Genomic DNA, 23,602 nt, shown 5'->3' with positions numbered 1-23,602 from the left:
CTCTTTTCTTTTAATTCGTTAAATGCTTTTGTAAGAAGGCAAGCTTCTCTGTTTGAAAAGCCGGGATGTACTCGTGTCCAAAATAGCGGTACACCTTTAAATCTTTATCTGTTTCTAAATGGTTGTATACCGCAAACACAGTAGATGGGGGGGTGATTTGGTCGATCAAACCGATTGCCATCAACGTGGGCTGTTTCACCCATCCGGCTAAATTGATTAAATCAAAATAGCTTAACGTCTCAAATACCTTTTCTTCCGCTTCTGGATCGCTGTTTCTGCGAAAGTATGAATTGATTTCTAAATAAGGCTGCTCCAATGCCACATCTACCGCACGTTCGAAATTTGATAAGTACGGATAATCTGCCACGACGACCTTCGGAATGTCTGAAAGTGCTGCAGCTGCAACCGCTAGTGCACCACCCTGGCTGCCGCCCACCACGCCGATTCGGTGTTCATCCACTTCTGGGAAGGACTGAATCACGTCGAGCGCTCGAACCGCATCTAAATAAACACCCCGATAATAGTAGGTCTCTTTCGATAAAATACCTTTTGTCATCCATCCCAGAGACTGCCCTGCTGGTGTCACTGTCTTATCTTCACTGCCGCCTTGACCGCGGACGAGCATGCCAAATGTCGCATAGCCATGCAGTGCCCAATTGACGATGTCATGAATGTCGCCGTCATAGCTTGCATTATAGCCATGAAAACGAACGAGTGCTGGATGCGGACCTGTTTGATCTGGTACCGCATACCAGCCTTCAATTTGAGATTGACCAAAGCTTTGAAACGTCAGGCGGTACACCTTAACGCCCTTTACTGGATAATCATAAGGTTCAAGTGCTGGCTCTGCCTCCACTTGGTTCAGTTCTTCAAGCGACGCCTTCCAAAAGTCTGAGAAATCAGGACGTGCTGTTTTCTTCGGTTTATACTTTTTTAGCTCATCTAACGGTAAATCAAACAATTGCATATCCTACTATCCCCCTTTGTTTTATTAGTTGTGTGTATCATATCACTGTTTTCTTGACGAAGAAAGACATTTTCATTACAAAAGACAAAACCTTCTGACATTTCTATTGGCAAAGAAGATTGAAACCTTTATGATAAAGAAACTGGCTTGAAAACTAGAGATTCTCAGTCAAAAAAATCGATCGATCCATTCATGGATTTCATATTTGCAATCATCGAATAAAGGAGGAACCTGTATGAAAATCGCCCTTGTCCAGATGGACGTACAAATTGGAGAACCTGATGTGAACTTTCAAAAAGCAGAAGCATTTTTAGAAGAAGCGATCCGCGAGCAGCCTGATCTGATCATTTTACCCGAAATGTGGAATACTGGTTACGCTCTTGAAAAAGCCGATCAGCTGGCGGATGTAAACGGTGAACGAACAAAACAGCTTTTCTCTTCCTTTGCCCGTAAGCACCAAGTCGTTCTCATTGCAGGAAGTGTATTGAACAAGCGTACAGAAGATGAGAGGATCACCAACACGATGTATGGATTTAACCGCCAAGGTGAGCTTTTAATCGATTATGACAAAATTCATTTGTTCCGCTTAATGGATGAGCACAACTATTTAACCGCTGGTGATCAGCTTGGTTTATTTGACTATGATGAGGATGTGAAGATCGGGGCGATGATCTGCTACGACCTTCGCTTTCCGCAGCTTTCCAGAACACTTGTCAACAAAGGGGCGAAGGTGCTTATCAATACGGCGCAATGGCCGTCAGCAAGAGTGGATCATTGGCGCAGCTTGCTCATCGCAAGAGCAATAGAAAATCAGTCATTTATGATTGCTGTTAACAGAACAGGCACAAGCAGAGACACTGAATTCCCTGGACACTCCATGGTGATTGATCCACTTGGCCGTGTTCTGCTTGAAACAAGTCATGAGGAAGACATTTATTATGCGGACATTGACCTTCAGCTAGTGGATGAAGTGAGACAGCAGATTCCTGTGATGACAGATCAGCGTCTGGATATTTATTAAAAAGCAGGGTGCTCCCCTGCTTTTTGCATTTAATTAAACGTTTGTTTAAGCTTTTTGATAAAGGTCCATTAGGGCTTGAGCTGCTTTCGTTAAATACCTTTCTTCCACATATGCAAACACAAGAGTGCGGGTTGGGCATGAATCAATTTTCAAATAAGTGACTTCGTTCCTGTCCTCTTGTGCCACCATTTTCGGCACAACTGTCACACCTAGTCCATTTTTGACCAATGCCTGCGCTGTTTGAATATGACTTGTTTCAAAGGTAATCTTCGGCTGAAAACCATGATGAAGACATAGTTCCGTGACCACTTGCCGAAAGCCGTATCCCTCTTTCAGCATAATGAATGCTGCGTCTTCCAGAAGGCGAAACGGAACAGCCCCTTTCTGATTTGCTTGATTGATGATATCGTTCAATTCCGCCTGTAACCAAGGCTGAGCAGATGGCGGTACTGCAAGAAGAAGCGGCTCTGTCAGCATGTGTTTCGTTTTCAATGATTCATGCTCAACCGGCATAGATAAAATAGCCAAATCCAGCTGACCAGCCAATAGAAGTTTTTCTAGCTCACGAGGTGATTCTTCTATTAGTTGAACGTGAACATGGGGATACGTTTGACAAAAGGTTTTTAATAAACCAGGCAAGACATATCCCCCTGTGACAGCTGGCGCTCCAATGTTCAGCTCTTTCCCCACCTCATAAGCTGCTTCTCCCATTTCACGCAGCAAATCATCTCTTTCCTTCAAAATGTTCTCAGCCCTTTTAATGAACCGACTCCCTTGAGGGGTGGGTGTGACTTGTCCATACTTTCGAATAAATAGGGGGGTGTCTAATTCCTCTTCCAGTTTCTTTATTTGTTGGCTTAAAGAAGGCTGTGCAATGTGAAGCTGGTCCGCTGCTTTTGTAAAACTTTTCTGCCGGTACACTTCCATGACATATTCCATCATTCGTATATCCACTTACATCACCTCATAGGTTTTAACTATTCATGTCATATCTTTTATGTCTTAGACAAATAACAAAAGGAATTTTACGATAAAGAGACAACAAAAGGGGGAGAAGAAATGAATCCATATGCTAAAGCTGAAAACCAATTCTCACAAAATGCCGAGAACTATCGAGATTCACCTATATTTTCAGCCGGAGAAGAGCTGGAATGGATGAAAGCGACAGCAAATGCGAAGGGTCATGAGCATTTACTTGATATCGGCTGCGGGGCAGGTCATACCGTTTTTTCCTTTTCAAACACAATTTCTAAAGGCATCGGCATTGATGTCACGCAAAAAATGATCGAGGTTGCAGCAGCACTTGCAAAAGAACGCCAGCTGGAACATATTACTTTTGAACGGGCAGCCGCAGAAGCATTGCCATTCGCTGATGAATCATTTGATATCGTGACGTGCCGGTTTGCCGCTCACCACTTTCCAAACCTTCCCGCAGCCATGTCCGAAATCAGCCGGGTCTTAAAAAAAGGCGGCGCATTTCTGCTCGTCGACCATTATGCACCTGAGAATGCGGCACAGGATTCATTCATTAATCACTTAAACAGACTTAGAGATCCTTCTCATGTGCGAGAAAGCTCTTTATCAGAATGGGAAGAGCTTTTCGCTGCCAACAAACTGACTCAAAAAGAGGTTCGTTACTGGGATCTGCAAATTGATTATCAGGACTGGATCACACGTGGACGCACACCAGAAAATGTCCAACAGGAGATCGTTTCCCATCTTCAAGCCGCAGACCCTGATACAAAGCAGCTATTTCAGCTTCAATTCGATGCACAGCAGCAGCCTATTTCCTTCTGCTTAAAAGCTGCACTCATTCAAGGAATCAAGAATTAAACTGATAGAAAAAGTCTACCTTCGTCGGTAGACTTTTTTATTTCGAATATACATCTTCACTGTCTCACAGGTATTGCTTTTCATGTTTGTGACACGTCCCTCCTCACAACAAGGAGTGCTACATCGTGTTTCTATTATAAGATAAAAGAACGGAGATAGGTTAGGCATTTTAAAAATTGTACGTAGATCCTCTGAATAAAAAAAGAACCTACCCTCTTTGGAATAAGTTCTTCACTGCGTGCGTCAATCACGGTGCAATATCCTCTAATACTTTCTCACGCGTTTCGATCATTTTAAAAGCAAGAATTGCTCCCACTACAGTCACACTTGCGAAAAGAATAAAAATAGTTGAAACACCGCTCACCTCTAAAATAAAGCCTATCATAATAGGAGCAATCGCTGAGGCCAGCCTAAGCCAAGCAGTAGCAAATGCCGTTCCAATCACCCTCATACGTGTTGGATAAATTTCAGGTGTATATAAATAGAGAAGAACTGTAATTGTCCCCATCATTCCGTAAGCAGCGGACCCTAAATAGATCACACTTTCTGGAGAACTCGCTCCGCTGATCCATAAAGCCGTTAATAAAGCACCTGTTACGATAAATGCAATGGTTGCCCAGCGCTTTCGTCCTACTTTATCAATTAAAAATGCACAAGCGAATACACCTACGGTCTGTAAAATATTTGTCAGAGAGGCTGCCCTTAATGAATCTCCAACTGGCAAATTGTAAACCGTATTATAAAGACTTGGTAACCAGTTATTTAAACCATTCGATACAAAGTAGGCAGAAAACCATAGTCCCCATACGATCAATGTTCTTTTACGGTAAAAAGTTGAAAAAAGCTCTTTCCAATCGCCCTTTTCAGTACTATTATATACTTGTTTTACAGGCATTCGTTTGTCAGTACTAGCTTCAATTTCTTCAATAATTCTTTCGGCCTCATCTAATCTGCCTTTCGAAATAAGCCATCTTGGAGATTCACGTAACATAAAAAAGAATACAAAGACGATTAGACCTCCAATGCCTCCAATTAAAAACATCCACTTCCACCCAAAGCTAGGTACAACAAATGCGCCGATTTGAGCTGAGATCATTAACCCTAAAGGAAAAATCATCTCATAAAGCATAAAAAATCTGCCTCTCCCTTGAGCCCGGGATAGCTCATTGATATATGAGGCTGCTACCGGCACCTCTCCCCCTACCCCAATTCCTTGTATAAAACGAAAAATAAACAGTGCCATAAAATTACCTGAAAACACACATGCAATACTCATGACGGACATGAGGAGTATAGTCCACTTTGCACTAAAAACACGGCCACGCCTTTCTGCTAACCATCCAAAGAAAATGGCACCAATCGCTTGTCCTATATAACCAGACCCAATAAGAAGACCAATTTGAGCAGGTGATAAACTCCACATGCCGATGAGAACTGGGAGAACAAACGCTAAAGACAGAGCATCAAAAGCATCAAAAAAGGTGGCAGATCCCATAATGATACGAGGCTTTAAATGCCATCTAGAAAAAGGTACACTTTCCATTCTCGTCAATAGTTGTGAAGCTCTATCAACAACTTGCCCATCATGAGAATTTGAATTTCCGCTGACTTCTAACGTCATGATATCTCCTCCTTATTAGAGGAAATGATGCAAAAGTACATGCCGAAGAGCGCTAAAGAAATCGCTTACATTTTAAATCAAGAGACATTCTAGAGCGTTCATACGAGTTTTCAGCATCTATCATTTCTTTTTTGGCGTTCCCGTGGTGCCCCGATCTATGTAGTACATAGGGAAGATATGTTCCATCGCCTCTAACTGTTCTCCTTCTAATACCTGTGTTAATAAAGAAACAGCTTTTCTCCCCATTCCAACTAAATCTACATGAACTGAAGATAAAGAAGGGGTTAGAAAACTTGCAATGGGCACATCATCGGCACCAACGACTGACAAGTCATGAGGTATGGACACATTTGCGTGATCTGCAGCTTTCATGACCCCCATCGCCAAAAAATCTGAAGAGCAAACAACTCCAGTCATGTGCTGGTTTCCTTGGAGAAATTGAGAAACCACTTCTACTACTTTTCCCCCATCAAATTCATCTAGCTCAAACACAAGTTCTTTGTTCATTGTTAACCCTAAATTTTTAAGTGTGCGCTCATATCCCTTGTAGTACCTCACACTATGCATCGAACTCATTGGACCATTGACCAGCCCAATGGTTCGATGACCTTTCTCAAATAAGGCCGTTACGGATTGACACACACCTTCTTCATCATCTGGCCTGACACATGGGAAAGGAGAATCCTCTAAGTAACTTCCAACAACAATAATGGGAATAGCTAAACTTTTTAACCAATCCATACTCAATTCTTCATTTCTTGGAGAAAATAAAATGGCACCATCTACAGCCTGTGTTTCAAGTAATCGCTGCTGCTGTATAGATGTAAATGACATCAACATATTGAATTCAGTTTCATCTAATTCCTTCGCAATACCATCTAAAATCGTCGAAAAAAATGGATTATTCAAAATATATGAACCACGCGGAACCACGACAGCTATATTGCCAGTCTTTCTTTTAACGAGCCCTCTAGCTCCTAAATTAGGGCGATAGCCTAACTCATCAATCACTTGTTTGATTCTTTCAGCCGTTTGAGCACCTACTCCTGGTTTACCACTTAATACTCTGGAAACAGAGGCGATAGACACTCCAGCTTTCAATGCGACATCTTTAATACTTACTGACACATTTCATACCTCCGGGAGTCTGTTGTTTTATACACTATTATAACCTGACTCACCTTCATCATGAAATCAATGGTCTGTTATCTACCGACGTTTTCCTTAAGCAAACCAACACTTTGAAGGCCCTGGCGAATTTCTTCTTTTTCCTCATCAGTTAAAGGTAATACCGGCTTCCTAGCAAGCGAGCTACTGATCAAACCTCGCTGATACATCGCTTCCTTCATGCGCAGATGAGAAGTAGATGAAGGTTCATCCATTTTATACACAGCATGCTTTAATTCAAAGATTCTATCGTAAACTTTATTAGCCGCTACAAGGTCTTTTTCTTCCACACATTTCACAAGTTCAGCGATCAAATCTGGCACGAAACAGCCGAAACCTACAAGTGCTCCATCAATGCCTTGAACCAATGTTGGCAATAAATATTCATCATGACATGTGAGTAACGATACATCTGGTGCATGTTTTTTCAATGCCCGTACATCGACCTCGTATTGTGCCATGTCTCTTTGACCAATTTTAAACGAAACAACATTCTCAATTTCCGACATTTCTAGTAATTGACTGGTTGTATATGAGGTTTTTGTCCATGTTGGATATTGATGGACAATGATTGAAATATCAATCGCTTCTGCAACATCTTTAAAGAATTGGACAGGTGATTCAGGCTGCATACCGAATCTTAGCCATGAATGTGGCGGCATGAGAAGTATACCTTCACCACCAGCTTCTTCAACGGCTTTTGCATGCTGGATCGCTTCAATTGTCCCTTCTGCAGAAACCCCAGAAATGACAGGTACTTCCCCTTTTAATTCGTCGGCTGCAATGCGCACTGCTTCAGCTCGTTCATGTGGCAGTAAAGTCATAATCTCGCCAGTATGTCCATTGACAACGATCCCGTTAATCCCTTTGTGATCCGCCACCCAACGGACAAGCTTACGAAAAGCAGGTTCATCAATTGAATAGTCATCTTTAAAAGGAATTAAGACAGCCGGGAATACACCGCTCCATTTTTCTTTATTTTTCATAAACAAATTCCTCCCCATTCGTTATAGTAAACGTTTACGGTAAGCGTTTACGTAAACTATCATAGAATGATATTGCCGGAGGTGTCAACATTATTTTTTAAAAATTATAATAATTCAAAAAACTATTGTTGAATTTTAGATACTATTTTATTTTTCCAAAAAAGAAAATAAGGGATATATTTTGTTTACCATATCAACCAAAAAAACCTCATCTTCATGAACTGGTTGAAGTATGATACCTCTTTTTCCAAACGTCAACATACCAAAAAAAGGATAAATAAATTTTACTGTCAAAACATCATCCTATCTACGAAGAAAAAGACATCAATAGAAAAAAGTCTACCCTAAATGGTAGACTTTTTTTATTTCGAATATAAATCCCAGCCAAGCTTGAGTGTGTCCACAATATAATTGGCGACTTCCTCAGCCTCTAAATGATCTGTTTCCACCCTGGAGTTATGAAGAGAATAAATCTCCCGGCGTTCTTCAAACAGCTCTTTCATTTCATCAAGCGTCCGGTTGTGAAGAACAGGGCGGTTTTCAATTAAAATATCAAGCCGCTGCTTCCAATTCTCCCAAGATAGGTCAAGGAAAAGAACCGTACAATGCTTCAAGCAGGCACGTTTGATTTCTTCCTGTTTGAATGCACCGCCTCCAAGTGAGACGATCTTGAGTTGTGTATGTTCGCATAAATCGACGATATAATCCTTTTCAGCCTGTCTGAAGAATGCTTCTCCTTTTTGCTGAAACATCTCTGGAATCGTCATGTTGTATTTTTTCTCAATCTCCTGATCGACATCAATAAAATCTCGATATAGCTTTTTGGCAACTAGCTGACCAATGGTTGTTTTCCCAACACCCATAAAGCCAATGAGAACAATATTCCGCTGTCTTACAGGGATTTCTCTATTGATTTTCATGATCGTGACACGTCCTCCTTACGACAAGGAATGCTACATAATGTTTCTATTATATGATAAATGGAGCGCGAAAAGATAGGCAATCTTAAAAATTGTGTTTGACGACGTAGCCGAGCTGTTCAGAAAGCCTCTGTGCCTGTTCTTTCACTTTTTGCTGCAGCTTGGGAATGACTTCTTCAGTAAACCGTTGGGTTGGACCAGATATGGATAAACAAGCCTTCACTTCCCCATGAATGTTAAAGACTGGTGCCGCTACTGCCGCAGATCCTACCTCTCGTTCATCGATGCTGCAAGAAGTATACGTGTCAAGAATATGTTTACATTCCTTTTGCCAGTCATCTCTCATCACATGATCAGCCTCAGACGCTAATACTTTTTGTTGAAATTCTTCACTTTGAAATGCCAATAATACCTTTCCGCCTGCACCTGCGTATAACGGCAGCTTCTCACCAACCTTGACAAGATGTCGAATCGATTGCAGCCCTTCCGCCTGTTCAATACAAACCCTGCTTGTTGCATCCAGTACATACAGGTTGACGGTTTCTTTTGTTTCATCACGAAGTGCGTACATGAGTGGTTTAGCCAGTTCTCTCAATTTAATGGACTTCCCTGCAATGTATCCAAGGAGATAAAGTCTTTGACCCAATCGGTATTTCATTGTGTCTGGATTCTTTTCCACAAAATGATTCATTTCAAGTGCCTTGAGCAGTCTCGTTGTAGTAGACATTGCTAAATTCATCTCTTTTGAAATTTCCGTTAGCGTCAGCTCTTGACGTTCTTCACTAAAACAATAAAGAATATCCAAAGCGCGCTGAACCGTACGCAGTCCTGATTCTTCTTTTGACTTCTTATCAGCCATGTTCACTTTCTCCTTTTCCCCTTTGATTTCTTATCGACATAAACGATCGATTTTGCTATAATCCATTTTAAACGTTCCACTAAAAGAAAACAAATTCCACCAGTCGGAATAAAAACGATTGGAGAGGTTTGATGGAGGAGATATTTGAATGTACCTGCTCGTTTTTACACTTCTTATTAGCCTATATATTGTTCATCAACTATTTCCCGCTCCCATACTCTCCTATTTTGTTGGTCTGCTGGCCGCTGCTTCGCTCATCATTTCTTTTAAGAAAGCAAGTGGGCTTTATTTGAAAACAGGTGCTATGTTTCTCATGATTGGCTTGTTCTTGTTTTTCTTATCCGACGAGCCATTGCACACGTTTTTTCTTCACTTTCATTCCATGCTAGGCTTGCTTTCTCTATTTTTCATGCTGCCTTTTATTCATTCTCTCATACATGTTGGACATTTCGATACACAATTAAATAAACTGCTCACACTGCATACAACGAGCACAAACCAGCTTTATCGCAAGAGTTCATTTGTCACTCATATTCTTGGCATGTTTTTAAATATCGCGACGATCCCCTTACTATATACATCGCTCAAACCGTCGCTGGATTCCCTAAAAGAACAAGTGAGACAACATCTTTATACACGCAACCTTTTAAGGTCATATGCATTATGTTTAAGCTGGAGCCCTGTTGAAGTGCTCGTAAGCGTCACCATTGATGCAACCAAACTCAAATATTATCAAATCGCACCCGTTACTTTTGGTTTAATGGTCATCGTGCTGGCGACAGATTGGATGCTCTTCTCTCGTCAAAGCAAACGATTCACAAACATCATTCAGTCCGCAGAAACAAACTCCAATCCTCGTCGAATTAAGCGAAAAACCCTTCAGCTTGCTTTCATGCTGCTGAGTTTTATGACTGCCGTCTCACTTGTCGATGCATGGATTGGGAAAGGCTATTTATTCGCTGTTGTGCTAACCATTATTCCATTTGCTCTATTATTCTCTTCTGTCATCAAAAAAAGAAAACAATATATCGCCGTCTCTGTCCCTCATTGGAAAGAAAAAACCCGTCAGCTCTCCAACTATATGTGTCTATTTTTAAGTGCTGGCTTCTTTGTCGATATGCTGCTTGCCACAAACAGTATGCAGCCGATTCAAGCATTTATTGTCAGTATATCAGACGATGCCATTTTGGTTTATTGTGTCATTGGGTTATATTTTCTAATCACCGCTCTTTGCGGTTTTCACCCGCTCGTCTCGCTTGCTTTGTTAGTCAGCATGATGGCACCTGTCATCCAAGAACTTCCTGCTCTTCCCATTGCCATCATGCTTATCGTTGCTGGAACATCAACTGTCATGTTTAGTCCTTTTAATGTTTCTGTCTCCCTGTTAGCTGATTTGATGAAGGTCAACCCATACCGTATCACTCGCTGGAATATATGGTTTGCTGGCTTTTATATCAGCATGGGTATCGCATGTGCAACGATCATCACTATTATCTTTTATTCATAAAAAAGAGAACTCAACTTGGTTTGAGTTCTCTTTTGCTTTCTCACTCTGGTTTTAATTGAATACGTTCAATTTTCCCTACGATAAAAATGTACGACAATGCCCCGCCTAATGCGACTAAACTGACGAATAAAATACCCCCGTTGTATGAGCCTGTCGCCGACACGATGAATCCGATAATAAGCGGAGTGATGATCCCAGCTAAATTAGCAAAAAAGTTAAATACACCGCCAGCCAGACCAACCATTTCCCTTGGTGCCACTTCAGACAGCATCGTCCAAGAGATATTAGACAGTCCTTGTGCAAATGAAGCGATGGATAAAATGGTCAGCACAAGCGGAATATTCGTTGTAAAGTTCGCTAAAACAATGGTACTCGTCAGAAGCAAGCCAATCACTACCGGCAGCTTCCTCGCTACATTAACGGATACGCCCTTTTTAAGCAGCCAATCAGACACATAACCTCCAAACAATACCCCAAAGAATGCAGCAATATAAGGAAGAGAAGCCGCAAAACCTACCTTAAGAAATGCCATATTTTTCGCCTCTGCTAAATAGGTCGGAAACCATGTTAAAAAGAAAAAAAGTGTAGACGCTACAGAGAATTGGCCAATATAGAGCCCAATCAATTTACGATATTTTAGAAGGGCGGCAAAGTCTGCCCATTTCAGCTTCCCCTGTGATGCTACTGTCAGTCCATCGCCTTGCCGAATCAATTCTAACTCCTCTTCATTCATCTTCGGATGCTCTTTCGGTTCGTGATAATACTTGTACCAAAAGAAAGCAAATATGATACCGAGCGCACCTGCCGTAATAAAGACGGTTCTCCAATCGAAAGTCGTCATGATCCAAAAAAGAAGAGGTGTCGCAAATGCAAGACCCACATACTCTCCAGCAGTATAAACACCTGTCGCAAAAGCCCGTTCCCGCCTTGGAAACCATGTGGTGACAATGCGGTTATTCGCAGGAAATGCGGGAGATTCTGTAATCCCAATAAACAAACGACAGCCGAATAAAAAGGCAAAGCTGTTCGCAAACGCCTGCAGGCCTGTGAAAATAGACCAGGTAATGAGTGATATCCCATACGTTACCTTTGAGCCAAATTTATCGAGAATAAAACCGCCTGGTATTTGCATCGCTGTATATGTCCAGCTAAATGCTGAAAAAATGAGGCCTAATAAGGCAGGATTTAATTGCAATGAAGATTGAATAGCAGGTGCAACAATGGATACACTGGCTCGATCAATATAATTAATGGCGGTAATAAAAAACAACAGAATCAATATGCCAAAACGGGCTTTCGTTGGCTTCATATAAGCGGGCCGCAATTCATTCCCCTTCAGTTCTGAATGCACTTTCATAACCATCCTCCTTTGTTTCCGCAGCGTGCGGTTCGGTTGAGCGCCTTAAATAACCCCTTTTTCCTCCAATTGTTTACACTCTTCTTCTGTTAAGCCAAGCATATTTGTTAAAATCTCATAATTATGTTCGCCTAAATCAGGTGCAATGTGCCGGATACTTCCGGGTGTTTTTTCAAACTTTGGAATGATCCCAGGCACCTTTACTTTTCCAAGACGGGGGTGATGCACCTCGACGATATTCTCTCGTGCTTTAAATTGCGGATGCTCGAAAATATCCTGAATACTTAAAATTGGGCTCACAGGAACGCCATGAGTATCTAGAATTTCTAATACGTCATCCCTTGTTTTCGACGCGATCCATTGAGAGACGATCGCATCCATCTCTTTGTTATGCTTCAGCCTAGATGCATTGACCGCGAATTTTTCATTCTCTAATAAATCTAATCGATTCATCGCCTCTGCCAATCGATTGAAGGTCGAATCCGTACTCGTCACAAGAACCAAATAATGCCCATCCTTTGTCACATAGGTGCCGGCAGGGCTTGAATGACCGCTTAACCCCGGTGAACGCTCACGCACCTTCCCAAGCTTGTCATATTCTGCAACCAAAAATTCTAACATACGAAACACAGATTCATAGAGGGCCAAATCCACCATTTGCCCAGTTCCTTCTGAATGTGTATCTCTGTAATACATCGCTGTCACAGTAGCAAACGCCACATATATGCCTGCAATATAATCTGTTAAAGAAAAGGAAGGACTGACTGGATGCCGGTCTGGAAACCCTTGAATATATGTAAATCCGCTAAACGCCGTCGCAGGTGTTCCAAATCCGGCCTTGTCCTTAAACGGACCCGTTTGTCCATAACCCGATACACGAATCATAATTAATTGAGGGTTTATTTCTTTTAATACGTCGTACCCTACGCCCCATTTTTCGAGAGTTCCAGGGCGAAAATTTTCAATCAACACATCGACCTGACCTGCAAGCTTTTTAAAAATGTCTTTTGCTTCGTCTTTGTGCAGATCCAGTGTTAGAGATTTCTTATTCCGTGAGAGACCTGACCATCTAAGTGGTTCACCTTCTGCAAAAGGGCCAACATGCCGCAGCGTATCGCCTTTACCAGGAATCTCGACTTTGATGACCTCTGCACCAAAATCCCCTAGAAGCACCGCGCCATAGGGGGCAGCGATCATCGTAGAGACGTCTAATATTTTCATTCCTTCGAGCGGTGTATTCATATTCATTGCTTGACTCCCTTTCATTCAAGTGATGAAGGGCTAAATAACTTTCTATTTTAGCCCTTGTCATCTTTCTGATTAACCCGGAAGACCCTGATGATTCAAAAGGAGGGCTTACCGGAGCAGTTTGTTAATCCTTCGGAAGCTGCCCTTGCGGTGTGTAAAGCCAAATCAGCCATAAAGGTTCATCTCCTGTATTTACATGCTGGTGCGAGACACCGTCTGGAATGAACATGAAATCATTTTGTTTAAAGGACTGCCTTTCTCCATCACAAATGACTTCGCCAGATCCTTTAATCACATAATCAAATTCCTCTGAACCTGGGTGATTGTGCACTGAACTTGCTTCTCCCGGTTCAAAAATGGTGAGACCTGCCATCATATGCTCTGACCCAACAGTATCTGGTGTAATGGTTTGAAATACCTTTCGAATCATTTGCTCCTCTGGATGATCTAAACCTAACCATAATGGGTTCCCATCTTGAAACGGATTCAATACTTTAATTTTCATTGTTACTTCCTCCTCGTTATGTTTAATTCACGCTGACATGTGAGCGCTTTGAATTTGGTGAATAAATATCATTAATATTCCAATGTCCATCCGTAGGGACAGGATCATTTTTCATTGCTACATCGATGACGCAAGGCTCTTGAGATGCAATTGCTTCAGCTAAAGCTTCTTTGAATTCAGAAGCAGAGGTGATTTTAATCCCCTTCATCCCATAACCTCTTGCAATGGCAGCAAAATCCGGAGAATAGCTTTCTCCACCTTTTCTGAAAACAGTACCGTACGTCGTTTCATAGTGCGCCATTTGCAAGCCAGCTATTGTTCCAAACGCACTGTTATTCATCACAATCCACACAACAGGAATGTTCTCTTCAACGGCTGTTGCGAGAACGGATGGATTTTGACCGAATCCGCCGTCCCCAACGAGTGACACAACGACACGGTCAGGCTGGGCAATCTTTGCCCCAAGTGCGGCAGGTGCTCCAAATCCCATCGTTGCAAAGCCGCCTGGTGTTAGAATGGTCCCTGGCGTGAGCACAGGAAATTGCTGTCCGACCCCATTTTTATTCCAGCCAACATCCGTTGTAATAAAGGCATCTGGCGGTAATACTTCCCGCACTTCCTGCAAAATACGCTGCGGCTTCATTGGGAAGGATTCATCTTGAATGTTCGTCAGGTTGCTCGCCTGAAACTCCTTACGATATGCCGCAATTTCCTTTTTCAATTCAGGTCGATTCAGCCCTTCTGGCAGTCTTTCTCTCGCCACTCGATTGAGTACAGTCAAGGCCTGCTTCAGATCAGCTACTGCTCCAATGTCAACAGGATAGTTACGTCCAATTTCATTCGGATCAATGTCAATATGAATGAGCTTGGTTGATGGGAAACGGAACGTATATTCTGATTCCCACGAACTCGCATCAGCTTCAGCAAAACGGGTGCCTAAAGCCAATATATAGTCCGCCGCTTTGCACTGATCATTGATAAATTTTGTCCCCCAAAATCCTGTCATTCCAAGGGTCATTGGGTGATCATCTGGCATGGCTCCTTTCCCCATCAAAGAATGGGCGACAGGGATACTTAGATGATCAGAGAATGCCTTTAATTCTTCAGGTGCGTCAGCTAGTAAAATGCCTCCCCCTACATATAAAAGCGGCCTTTCTGCCTGCAGCAATCGATCTAATATCCGATTGGCCGTTTGATCATCAATTGAAGGCTTTTCAATGGTGTGTGTATGATGGTTGATTTGTTCAAACAGGGACACATCTAGGTCTTTTGAGAACACATCCATTGGAACAGATATCAGCACTGGGCCAGGACGGCCACTTTCAGCTAACTGAAATGCTTTTGATAAAATCTCTGGAAATAATTCTGGAATATCGACTCGCCATGCTCTTTTCACAAACGGCCGGTAAATTTCGTATTGAGAGGCATCGGAATGAAGATTGATCTCTTGATGTGGGTGCTTTCCGTAGTAATGACTCGGGACATCTCCTGCAATGACAACCATTGGAATGGAATCAAGTGCTGCATTCGCTACCCCTGTTGCCGCATTGGTGAGTCCAGGACCTAGATGACTGAGAACAACAGCTGTCTGTTTCTTTGCTCGCGCATAACCATCTGCTGCATGTGCCGCTATCTGTTCATGTCTGACATTTACAAATTGGATCGAGCTTTTTTCAAGCGCTGATAAAAAAGCAATATTCGTATGACCGCAGAGACCAAAAATATGCTCGACTCCCCGATTCTCTAAATACTGAATAACCTGTGTAGAAATATTCTTCTTCATGTTTCTCTCCTCTCACGGTGCAGCTATGAATCTGCTACTCTCTTATTCTTTGAAAAACAATAGATAGAACGCTGTTCAAATCCTGTATTGCCACTTGCCCGGGAGCTGAGCTTTCTTTCCCTACAGCAAAGGTCATGACAGATCCAAAAAGTCCACCAACCATTCTTGTAAAAGCCCCATATTCCCCCATTGCCATCGAAATAACGGGAATCGACAGCTGCTTGTTCGCATGGCTGGTCGCAGAGAGCAGTGTTAATGCATCCTCATAGGAATGCGGCATCACTGCAATCTTTGCGATGTCGGCGCCGACTGATTCTGCATTGACGAAGAGCTGCACGAGACGATCCAACTCAGGGGTACGCTGGAAATCGTGATACGACACAATCAAGATGACCCCATTACTTTTAGCCGCCTGACTGACTTGCTGTAAATGTGTCACATCATGCATCAATTCATAATCAACGGCGTCCACAAGCTGTGTGGAACAAAGCTCGACAAGCAGAGAAACCTTCTCATTTTCTGAGAGTGATATACTTTCGCCGCCCTCCTTTTCAGAGCGGATGGTGAATAAAAATGGTATGCCCTTTGCCTTTTCTACCATCCCCTTAAGGGTTTCTATGACTTGTTCCTTGTCATGAAGGTGATGAAAAAAATCCGCCCGCCACTCTATCACATCAGGCTTCTTCTCAGTTAATACCTCGACCTCATGAAACAATTCTTCCTTTGTTTGCCCGATGAGCGGCGTACAAATCATTGGCTGACCGCCTGTCTGCACACTTTTTACCTTTTGCTGAAATGCATTCACATCCATACGCCCCTTTCACAGACCCTGTGGAAGCACGATCATTTTGGTTTCGGTCATCTCCTCAATAGCGAAACGCGGACCTTCTCTTCCAAGACCACTTCGCTTAATTCCTCCATAAGGCCAATGATCCAGTCTAAAATTTGATGTCCCATTGATGACAACACCGCCAGTTTCAAGCTCTTTTGCTGCGTGTAACGCAACATCCAGCTGATTCGTAAAGATCCCTGCCTGCAAACCATATCGACTATCATTTGCTTCTTTAATTGCCTCCTCCAGCTCCGCATAAGGGAGAATGCTGACAACTGGGCCGAATACTTCCTCACAGACGACCTTGGCCTGTTTCGGAGGGTTGAGCAAAATAGCCGGTGTGATGCTCGCTCCATTTCTTTTTCCCCCACATAAAAGCTGTGCCCCCATACTCTCTGCCTCTTGTATCCATGTCTCAACACGCTGCGCGGCCTGTGCATCGACCATACAGCCGATATCACTCTCACTGGACAGCGGATCTCCAACGACAAGCTGCTCTACTTTTTGTTTTAATACCTCAGTAAAAGACGGCATTATTTCCTGGTGGACATAAATTCTTTGAACAGAAATACAGCTTTGACCAGAATTACTAAAGCCTGTCTTGGCACAAAGGGATGCGGCTTGTTCAATATCAGCATCGTGATGAACAATCGTCGCGCCATTCCCTCCGAGTTCGAGCAATACTTTTTTTAATCCCGCAGAGGTTGTAATATGCTCTCCTCCGGCAGCCCCACCGGTAAAAGAGATGAGATTCGTTCTTTCATCAGTGACTAACTGTTTCCCAGCCTCGACCCCGCCAATCACAAGCTGCAAACTTGCCTCAGGGAACCCTGCTTCGAGAAGGAGTTTGACAAACGCTGTAGCAACAGCTGATGTTTGCGGTGCAGGCTTCAAAATAATGACATTCCCTCCCGCAAAAGCTGGACCAACTTTGTGACAAATTAAGTTGAGCGGTGCATTAAAAGGAGTAATCGCCAGCACAACTCCGACTGGTATTTTAAATGTCATGGCCATTGCTCCCTGCCCACGCGATGATACATTGCCTGGAATGGTCTCACCTACTAATCGATTCGCTTCTTCCGCCGACTGCGCTAGCGTCTCGATTGATCGTGAGACTTCATCTCTTGTATTTTTAAGCGGTTTGCCTAATTCTAACGAAATCAGTTTTGCGAAATGGTCTTTTTGTTCTTCAAGCAAGGTGGCTGCTTTCGTTAGAAGCTTTGAGCGTTCGATTGCCGATATTCCCGCTATTTGTTTTTTAGCATGCTGCGCAATAGAAAGTGCCTGTTCTATGTCTTCTGATGAGGCGAGATATGATGTACCGATCCTTTCTCCTGAGTAAGGATTGATGATATCTGTTTTCACACGATCGGTATCCATCCACTCGCCGTTTATATATGATAACGCTTTCAAACTACTCAAATTTTCTCTCCCTCCTTGAGGTGCCGCGTTCCATGTCCTGCATAACGAACCAATCTTTCTTCGTTTGGACAAGGTCCCTTCACGAGGGCTCCCTTTGTCAGCTCCTCATATGCATGCGCCACGATGCCCATTCCTCTGGATAAGGAAAAAATGCCTTTTGCTGCTTCTGCTGGAATGTTTAATTCACATTGGATTGCAGCAGATACACCGTCTATATTCATCGTGATTTTCTTCCCTTTCAGGTGTTCAAGCTCATGTCTAATCGCTTCGGCTAACCGTAAATATATCCCACTGATAAGACCTTGCTGGACATATGTGTGACTCAGCTCATATAGACGTCTAACCCTCGGATCATCATCATGAAGCTGATGGCCGATCCCCGGGATTTTTTCCTTGCGAGTTAACCATGTGTGACATACTTGCTTGGCCGCAGACTGTATATCCTTTTGATCATCGTAGATCGCTTTGGCTTCGTATAACATACGCATGGCCTTCTCTCCGGCTCCGCCATGAATATCACCTAATAAATTCACCCCTGTTGCAACAGAGGAATTAAACGAAATGCCGCAAGTCACCGCCATTCTGGCAGCTGCAATAGATGGCGCTCTTGGTCCATGGTCCGCGCCTGCGACAAGAACACTTTCAAAAAGAGCTGCTTTTGAATCATCCAATAATTCACCAACAAGCAGTAAATAAAGCATTTGTGGATACGACAGTTCGCCAATCAGTTCTTCAATCGGATAACCTCGAAGTTCAATTGAATTTTTTTGAATATGACTAATCTCAGTTTCCCACCAAGCGCCTCCCTCTTTGTAGATTTCCAGTGCACTTCGATTTTTCATTGTGTCAATCATTCCTTTAGCTTCTTATTTGGAGGTGAACCACCCCTTTATTCCATTCAGTGGAATCTAATTTCACTTTTCGGAATGTGGTTTCATTGTAAGCGTATTCTTTTTCTTCGTCAATCATTTTTTCTGAAAATACTGTAAATAGCAGTGAAATTAAGTGAATCGAACTAATTATGATTGCTTTTTTTGATCAAAAAAATCTTTATTTAGTTAAATGGACTTGAGTAGATCGTTCTACTAATTTAATGAATTTTTGGTTATTTTGTCAAACCCATTTAAAAATTCAACATAAAAAAACCTCTCCGTCTACTGGAGAGGTCGCTTTTTTATTTCCACCAGTCATCAAACATGGAAGCGGGTACTTGGCGTTTATGCTCTGATTGAACATAGCGCTTTTCAATCGCTTCTGCTGCTTGTTCTGACACGGGCTTACCTTCTAAGTAATCATCAATTTCATTGTACGTAATGCCTAGTTCTGTTTCATCCGTTTGCTGAGGTTTGTCATCAAGCAGATCGGCTGTCGGTTTCTTTAAGTATAGGCGCTCTGGTGCTTGCAGCGCTTCTAGCAGTGTCCGGCCTTGGCGTTTCGTCAGACCTGTGAGCGGGAGAACGTCTGCACCGCCGTCACCATATTTCGTGAAAAACCCAGTGACTGCTTCGGCTGCATGATCTGTACCAATGACAAGTAATCCTTCTTCTCCTCCAACAGCATATTGCGCGATCATTCGCATGCGTGCTTTGACATTCCCTTTATTAAAATCAGACAACGGTCCGCCTGTGTCTTTTTGATATTGTTCACTGAATGCCGTCACGGCAGGCGCAATATCATATTTCCACGACTTGTCCGGCTGAATAAATGATAAAGCGAGCTGGGCATCATCTTCATCCTGCTGCACGCCATGCGGGAGACGCACCGCAATAAAGACTGCCTCTTCCTTTCCTTCTTGACGCAGTTCAGATGCAGCGAGCTGTGCAAGACGGCCAGCGAGCGTTGAATCCTGTCCGCCGCTAATCCCGAGAACGAATCCTTTCGCGCCGGTTTTTTTCAAGTAGTCCTTTAAAAATCCAACCCGTTTTTCGATCTCCTGCTTCGGGTCAATTGAGGGCTGCACATGCAACTCTTGGCTGATCTTTTTTTGCAAACTCATACACTTTTCCTCCTAAGCATCCTCTACATGAAGAGAACAGGTTTTACTCTAAATTCATTGATTTGACAACGTTTTTTGAATCTTCATTATACCATGTTTTCAGGAAGAACATTTTGTAAGACGTTCCCCTATTTCATCAATGATCAAACATTCACAAATGAAAAAGACCCTGTCTATACGGACTGGCCTTTTTTTCAATCAATTTCTACCCGTATAGATGTACAGCTTGCGCCATTACACTTCCCAATATCAGCAGGGCATGCGGATACGGCCACAATGAGGTCCATTTCGGCTCGCAGACGAATGTAATCACCGGGAAGAGATTTTGGCAGCTCCACAGACAGCTTTCCTTTTTCATCAATGACTGTATTCATAAAGGCATTAAAAGGATAGTACATATCCTCCTTCGGAATCCCAAATGGTTCAAAGGCAGTCCTTAAATTATCGTAGCATGTATGCATGACCTCTAAATGCGTCCGTCCGTATAAAAGCTGGTACATTTCTTGCCGGCAAGCGGGCATATATAAATCATGGCACTCGACTGTATCTTCAATGACCGTAAACATCGGTTTGTATAAATTAGAATAGAGCTTATCGCCTTTTTTCACTTTGGACGAAAATAGGCTGTCCATTGTCGCGCCTTGGTCAAATTTTTCATAAAAATCCTTTTCGTGATAGGCCATGACATCTGCTACTTGCTGGCCTTCAACATCAACCACCCGCATACATTGGCCTTTTCCTAAACGAAAGCCCAGTCTGCCCTTTGGTAAAATGACATATTCTCCGTTCATCACATACACTCCTTTCCTTGACAGTATGCCCAAAACGTCCTCTTGATCATGTATAAAAAAAAGAGGCGGTCACAAGCTAATGTCATTGAAACAGAAAGGTGTTGCGCATGCATTGAAAGAAGAACAAACTTTATCTTGGTGGCAGCTTTCTCTCATCGGAGTCGGCTGTACGATTGGCACTGGTTTCTTCCTTGGTTCCAGCATTGCCATTACAAAGTCCGGTTTTTCCGTCTGCATTTCTTTTTTACTTGCTGCGGTTGGAACCTATCTCGTCTTTAAACATTTGGCTGCGATGACAGCCGATAATCCTGATAAAGGGTCATTTTGTTCCTATGCTCGTAAAGCATATGGACGCTGGGCAGGGTTTAGCAATGGCTGGGTGTATTGGTTCGCAGAAATGCTGATTACAGGAAGTCAGTTAACAGCGATTTCTCTTTTTACCCGCCACTGGTTTCCATCTGTGCCGCTCTGGGTGTTTTCTGCAATTTATTCCGCTCTTGCCCTGCTCGTGATTATCATAGGGCTCTCTTCTTTTCAAAAGACAGAAAATGTCCTTGCGGTACTGAAGACAGCTGCGATTTTTCTGTTTATGATCCTGGCGGCGCTTGTGTTATTCGGGATTCTGACAGATCATAAACCAACCCTTCACCTCCCAAACAAAGATCACGAATGGATGCCGCTCGGTCCGCTTGGTCTTTGGAATGGATTGATTTATGCGTTTTATGCATTTGGGGGAATTGAAGTCATGGGGCTGATGGCGGTTCATTTAAAGGACCCGAAGGATGCAGCAAAGTCTGGACGCGTCATGCTGATCATTCTAGCGGTCATCTATATCGTCTCAATTGGTCTTGCTCTCTTGCTTGTCCCGGTGACAGCCTTTAATGAAAACAGCAGTCCATTTATTACATCATTAGAGCCATTTCATTTATCAATCTTTCTTCATATCTTTAATGGCATTTTCATTATTGCTGGCTTTTCGACATTGGTTGCCTCACTCTATGCAGTCACGACGCTGCTTGGCACGATGTCGGAGCATCAAGATGCACCTGCTTGTTTTAAACAAAAAGACCCATCTCATGTCGGATGGCCTTCGATTATTTTAACTGCTGCTGGATTAATTGTCTCGATTTTGCTTGCACTCTTTTTGTCCAAACACATCTACGAGCATCTCACAACAGCAGCCGGTCTTACCCTTCTGTACACGTGGGTCTTCATTCTGTTCTCAAGTAAAAAGCTATCAAAGCCATCCACTCGCCAAACGTGCGAAATGTTTCTTGCACTTCTCCTGATTGGAGCCGCCATTTCAGGCACTTTAACAGAGGCAAGCGGACGACCTGGCTTTTTTATCAGCCTTGGGATCATTGCAGTGATTGCCATCATGGTGCTATTTATGAGGAAAAAGTGGAAGCAGCAGGATCAGACCGCATCATAATTTCATCATGTTTCTTAATGCAGTAAAAGGACATTTGGCGGAGGCTGGTTTCTCCGCCTCTTCATCTGGGAGAAAGTATTGCTTCCATTCATGATTGGTCGGATCACCGTACCATTTTAATGATGGATGAACGCCGACCTCATCATACGCTTTGAGCCGCTTGCGAACGAGCTGGCTCATTTTTTGACCAAACTTAGTCGATCCATTCAATTTCTCAAACACCCATCTAGGCTGAAATGCCATTAAGACATAAGGAAAGTGGCGGCTTTTTCTGAGCTTATGAGCCGGTGTGGAGCATAAAATAAAATACGCTTCCCCGTGAAAGCAATACTCCCACTCATGATGATGAGCATCTAGCGGAATATCCTCAGGCCATGGCACTTCATCTTTCTGGTGCAGTCGTTGAAGCAATGACCAAAACTGCTGCTCAAGCTCTTCAAGCGAACTTTCCTTTAAATCCTGCGGTGTTTCAAAAAAGCATATAAATGAAGCATATTGACCCGTTTCTTTCGCACAGCTTTGATATTCTCTCAGCAGCTGCGCTAATTCCTCAACAGCTTCCTCTTTTCTCGGATCACCCACAAACCCATAGCGTAAATGATCGAGAAAAAATCCCTGTCTTCCTGGGACACAAGGGAATGTATCTGCCTCATCTCCTACCATCTCTCCAAATAGCGTAAAAGCATCCTGCTTCCATTCTTCTAGTGATCGTAGATTTTGATCAAGGCAACTTTTTGCATACAACTGGGCCATTTCCTTCCACCTCGTTTTAGCGTCTTCTCCATAGCCTATGAGAAAAAAAGGCTGTGGTGACTGTCCCTAAGCGACTTTCCTTGCGCATTCCAGAGGTGGATGTTCTCATTCAAATTCAGCATGTATGTGCGTCTTTCACTCCATGCTGCTTCTTTTAATAGAGCGCTTTTGTATCTTCCCTATGATCGGTTCTTCATCAAAAAGACAGAATCGAGCACCCAATAAATGAGGGCTGAGCAAAAGCTAAACAGATAGACTTTGTAGCTAATGAACACAACCAGTCCATAATCAATCCATAACGCTAACGCAGAGCAAATCACCCACGCCGCAAGAAAATAAACAAGTAAGTCACGGCCTCGAAACCTTCTAGGATGCCTGTGTAAAACAAGCTGAATCGGTGCAGCAAACACTACATAAGCGATTAAAATCAGCAGACTTGTCATCTCCACATAACCAAAGCCTGATTCAGTCGGGATAAATAGCATGGTATATACGAATGTTGCTGTGATGACTGATAAGATCAGCATGCACAAATAGTTGAATACAGGAAGAAAAATACGCATGGCAAAGCTCCTTGAATCCATTTTATATCTCACCATTAT

22 protein-coding genes are annotated in these 23,602 nt (G+C 42.9%); 4 read left to right on the top strand and 18 right to left on the bottom strand.

Annotated elements, in window-relative coordinates; all coding sequences use genetic code 11:
* Positions 1 to 10 precede the first annotated feature (10 nt).
* On the bottom strand, positions 11 to 967 hold the full coding sequence (locus tag MHH41_RS01875; protein WP_050943250.1) for an acetylxylan esterase: 957 nt from the start codon (positions 965 to 967) through the stop codon (positions 11 to 13).
* Between the two features lie 235 nt (positions 968 to 1,202).
* On the opposite strand from MHH41_RS01875, the gene MHH41_RS01870 reads away from it, so the two are divergent.
* Positions 1,203 to 1,988 (top strand): carbon-nitrogen family hydrolase, encoded by a 786-nt coding sequence (locus MHH41_RS01870; RefSeq protein WP_340865483.1) that lies wholly within the window; start codon positions 1,203 to 1,205, stop codon positions 1,986 to 1,988.
* A gap of 45 nt (positions 1,989 to 2,033) precedes the next feature.
* Here MHH41_RS01870 and MHH41_RS01865 read toward each other — a convergent pair whose 3' ends face one another.
* Positions 2,034 to 2,930 (bottom strand): LysR family transcriptional regulator, encoded by an 897-nt coding sequence (locus MHH41_RS01865; RefSeq protein ID WP_253621874.1) that lies wholly within the window; start codon positions 2,928 to 2,930, stop codon positions 2,034 to 2,036.
* Between the two features lie 117 nt (positions 2,931 to 3,047).
* Between MHH41_RS01865 and MHH41_RS01860 the strand changes: the two genes are divergently transcribed.
* On the top strand, positions 3,048 to 3,821 hold the full coding sequence (locus tag MHH41_RS01860) for a class I SAM-dependent methyltransferase (RefSeq protein WP_268459583.1): 774 nt from the start codon (positions 3,048 to 3,050) through the stop codon (positions 3,819 to 3,821).
* Positions 3,822 to 4,068: 247 nt separating this feature from the next.
* Here MHH41_RS01860 and MHH41_RS01855 read toward each other — a convergent pair whose 3' ends face one another.
* The 5 genes from MHH41_RS01855 to MHH41_RS01835 form a co-directional block, all read right to left on the bottom strand.
* Positions 4,069 to 5,442, bottom strand: coding sequence for an MFS transporter (locus MHH41_RS01855; protein WP_106035951.1), 1,374 nt, complete (start codon positions 5,440 to 5,442; stop codon positions 4,069 to 4,071).
* Positions 5,443 to 5,562: 120 nt separating this feature from the next.
* Positions 5,563 to 6,570, bottom strand: coding sequence for a LacI family DNA-binding transcriptional regulator (locus tag MHH41_RS01850; RefSeq protein ID WP_003213988.1), 1,008 nt, complete (start codon positions 6,568 to 6,570; stop codon positions 5,563 to 5,565).
* 77 nt (positions 6,571 to 6,647) lie between these two features.
* Positions 6,648 to 7,595 carry a dihydrodipicolinate synthase family protein gene (locus MHH41_RS01845; protein WP_003213849.1) on the bottom strand — a complete coding sequence of 316 codons (948 nt, stop codon included), beginning with the start codon at positions 7,593 to 7,595 and terminating at the stop codon, positions 6,648 to 6,650.
* A gap of 362 nt (positions 7,596 to 7,957) precedes the next feature.
* The gene (locus tag MHH41_RS01840; protein WP_003214270.1) at positions 7,958 to 8,515 is read right to left on the bottom strand and encodes a shikimate kinase; all 558 of its coding nucleotides are present in this window, start codon (positions 8,513 to 8,515) and stop codon (positions 7,958 to 7,960) included.
* Between the two features lie 85 nt (positions 8,516 to 8,600).
* The gene (locus MHH41_RS01835) at positions 8,601 to 9,374 is read right to left on the bottom strand and encodes an IclR family transcriptional regulator (RefSeq protein WP_050943261.1); all 774 of its coding nucleotides are present in this window, start codon (positions 9,372 to 9,374) and stop codon (positions 8,601 to 8,603) included.
* 148 nt (positions 9,375 to 9,522) lie between these two features.
* Here MHH41_RS01835 and MHH41_RS01830 point away from each other — a divergent pair, with 148 nt between their 5' ends.
* The gene (locus MHH41_RS01830; protein ID WP_340865480.1) at positions 9,523 to 10,881 is read left to right on the top strand and encodes a hypothetical protein; all 1,359 of its coding nucleotides are present in this window, start codon (positions 9,523 to 9,525) and stop codon (positions 10,879 to 10,881) included.
* A 40-nt stretch (positions 10,882 to 10,921) separates the two neighbouring features.
* Here MHH41_RS01830 and MHH41_RS01825 read toward each other — a convergent pair whose 3' ends face one another.
* From MHH41_RS01825 to MHH41_RS01785, 9 genes are all read right to left on the bottom strand, one after another.
* The gene (locus MHH41_RS01825; protein WP_050943265.1) at positions 10,922 to 12,238 is read right to left on the bottom strand and encodes an MFS transporter; all 1,317 of its coding nucleotides are present in this window, start codon (positions 12,236 to 12,238) and stop codon (positions 10,922 to 10,924) included.
* Between the two features lie 45 nt (positions 12,239 to 12,283).
* Entirely contained in the window at positions 12,284 to 13,486 is a 1,203-nt protein-coding gene (locus MHH41_RS01820) for a CaiB/BaiF CoA transferase family protein (RefSeq protein ID WP_080984713.1), read from the bottom strand.
* Positions 13,487 to 13,610: 124 nt separating this feature from the next.
* Positions 13,611 to 13,991 carry a cupin domain-containing protein gene (locus tag MHH41_RS01815; RefSeq protein WP_003216877.1) on the bottom strand — a complete coding sequence of 127 codons (381 nt, stop codon included), beginning with the start codon at positions 13,989 to 13,991 and terminating at the stop codon, positions 13,611 to 13,613.
* A 22-nt stretch (positions 13,992 to 14,013) separates the two neighbouring features.
* The gene (locus tag MHH41_RS01810; protein ID WP_340865477.1) at positions 14,014 to 15,774 is read right to left on the bottom strand and encodes a thiamine pyrophosphate-binding protein; all 1,761 of its coding nucleotides are present in this window, start codon (positions 15,772 to 15,774) and stop codon (positions 14,014 to 14,016) included.
* Between the two features lie 34 nt (positions 15,775 to 15,808).
* On the bottom strand, positions 15,809 to 16,585 hold the full coding sequence (gene aroD / locus MHH41_RS01805; RefSeq protein WP_251191158.1) for a type I 3-dehydroquinate dehydratase: 777 nt from the start codon (positions 16,583 to 16,585) through the stop codon (positions 15,809 to 15,811).
* 9 nt (positions 16,586 to 16,594) lie between these two features.
* The gene (locus tag MHH41_RS01800) at positions 16,595 to 18,028 is read right to left on the bottom strand and encodes an aldehyde dehydrogenase family protein (RefSeq protein ID WP_050943270.1); all 1,434 of its coding nucleotides are present in this window, start codon (positions 18,026 to 18,028) and stop codon (positions 16,595 to 16,597) included.
* Positions 18,025 to 18,882 carry a citryl-CoA lyase gene (locus MHH41_RS01795; RefSeq protein ID WP_080772930.1) on the bottom strand — a complete coding sequence of 286 codons (858 nt, stop codon included), beginning with the start codon at positions 18,880 to 18,882 and terminating at the stop codon, positions 18,025 to 18,027. Before MHH41_RS01795 ends, MHH41_RS01800 begins: the two co-directional genes overlap by 4 nt.
* 320 nt (positions 18,883 to 19,202) lie before the next feature.
* On the bottom strand, positions 19,203 to 20,024 hold the full coding sequence (nadE, locus tag MHH41_RS01790; protein WP_044139266.1) for an ammonia-dependent NAD(+) synthetase: 822 nt from the start codon (positions 20,022 to 20,024) through the stop codon (positions 19,203 to 19,205).
* A gap of 194 nt (positions 20,025 to 20,218) precedes the next feature.
* Positions 20,219 to 20,815, bottom strand: a complete 597-nt coding sequence (locus MHH41_RS01785) for a DUF1989 domain-containing protein (protein ID WP_003217259.1) — start codon at positions 20,813 to 20,815, stop codon at positions 20,219 to 20,221.
* A 79-nt stretch (positions 20,816 to 20,894) separates the two neighbouring features.
* On the opposite strand from MHH41_RS01785, the gene MHH41_RS01780 reads away from it, so the two are divergent.
* Entirely contained in the window at positions 20,895 to 22,247 is a 1,353-nt protein-coding gene (locus MHH41_RS01780) for an amino acid permease (protein WP_065098752.1), read from the top strand.
* Here the strand turns inward: MHH41_RS01780 and MHH41_RS01775 are convergent.
* Positions 22,242 to 23,000: a YqcI/YcgG family protein gene (locus tag MHH41_RS01775; RefSeq protein ID WP_003216950.1), complete on the bottom strand. Its 759-nt coding sequence runs from the start codon at positions 22,998 to 23,000 to the stop codon at positions 22,242 to 22,244. The genes MHH41_RS01780 and MHH41_RS01775 overlap by 6 nt on opposite strands.
* A gap of 179 nt (positions 23,001 to 23,179) precedes the next feature.
* The gene (locus MHH41_RS01770) at positions 23,180 to 23,563 is read right to left on the bottom strand and encodes a UPF0715 family protein (RefSeq protein WP_003216904.1); all 384 of its coding nucleotides are present in this window, start codon (positions 23,561 to 23,563) and stop codon (positions 23,180 to 23,182) included.
* Between the last annotated feature and the right edge of the window lie 39 nt (positions 23,564 to 23,602).

The sequence above is a fragment of the Bacillus sp. FSL K6-1145 genome, assembly GCF_038003425.1.
GTDB classification, from domain to species: domain Bacteria; phylum Bacillota; class Bacilli; order Bacillales; family Bacillaceae; genus Bacillus; species Bacillus pumilus.
This window is presented reverse-complemented; position numbering and strand designations above follow the sequence as displayed.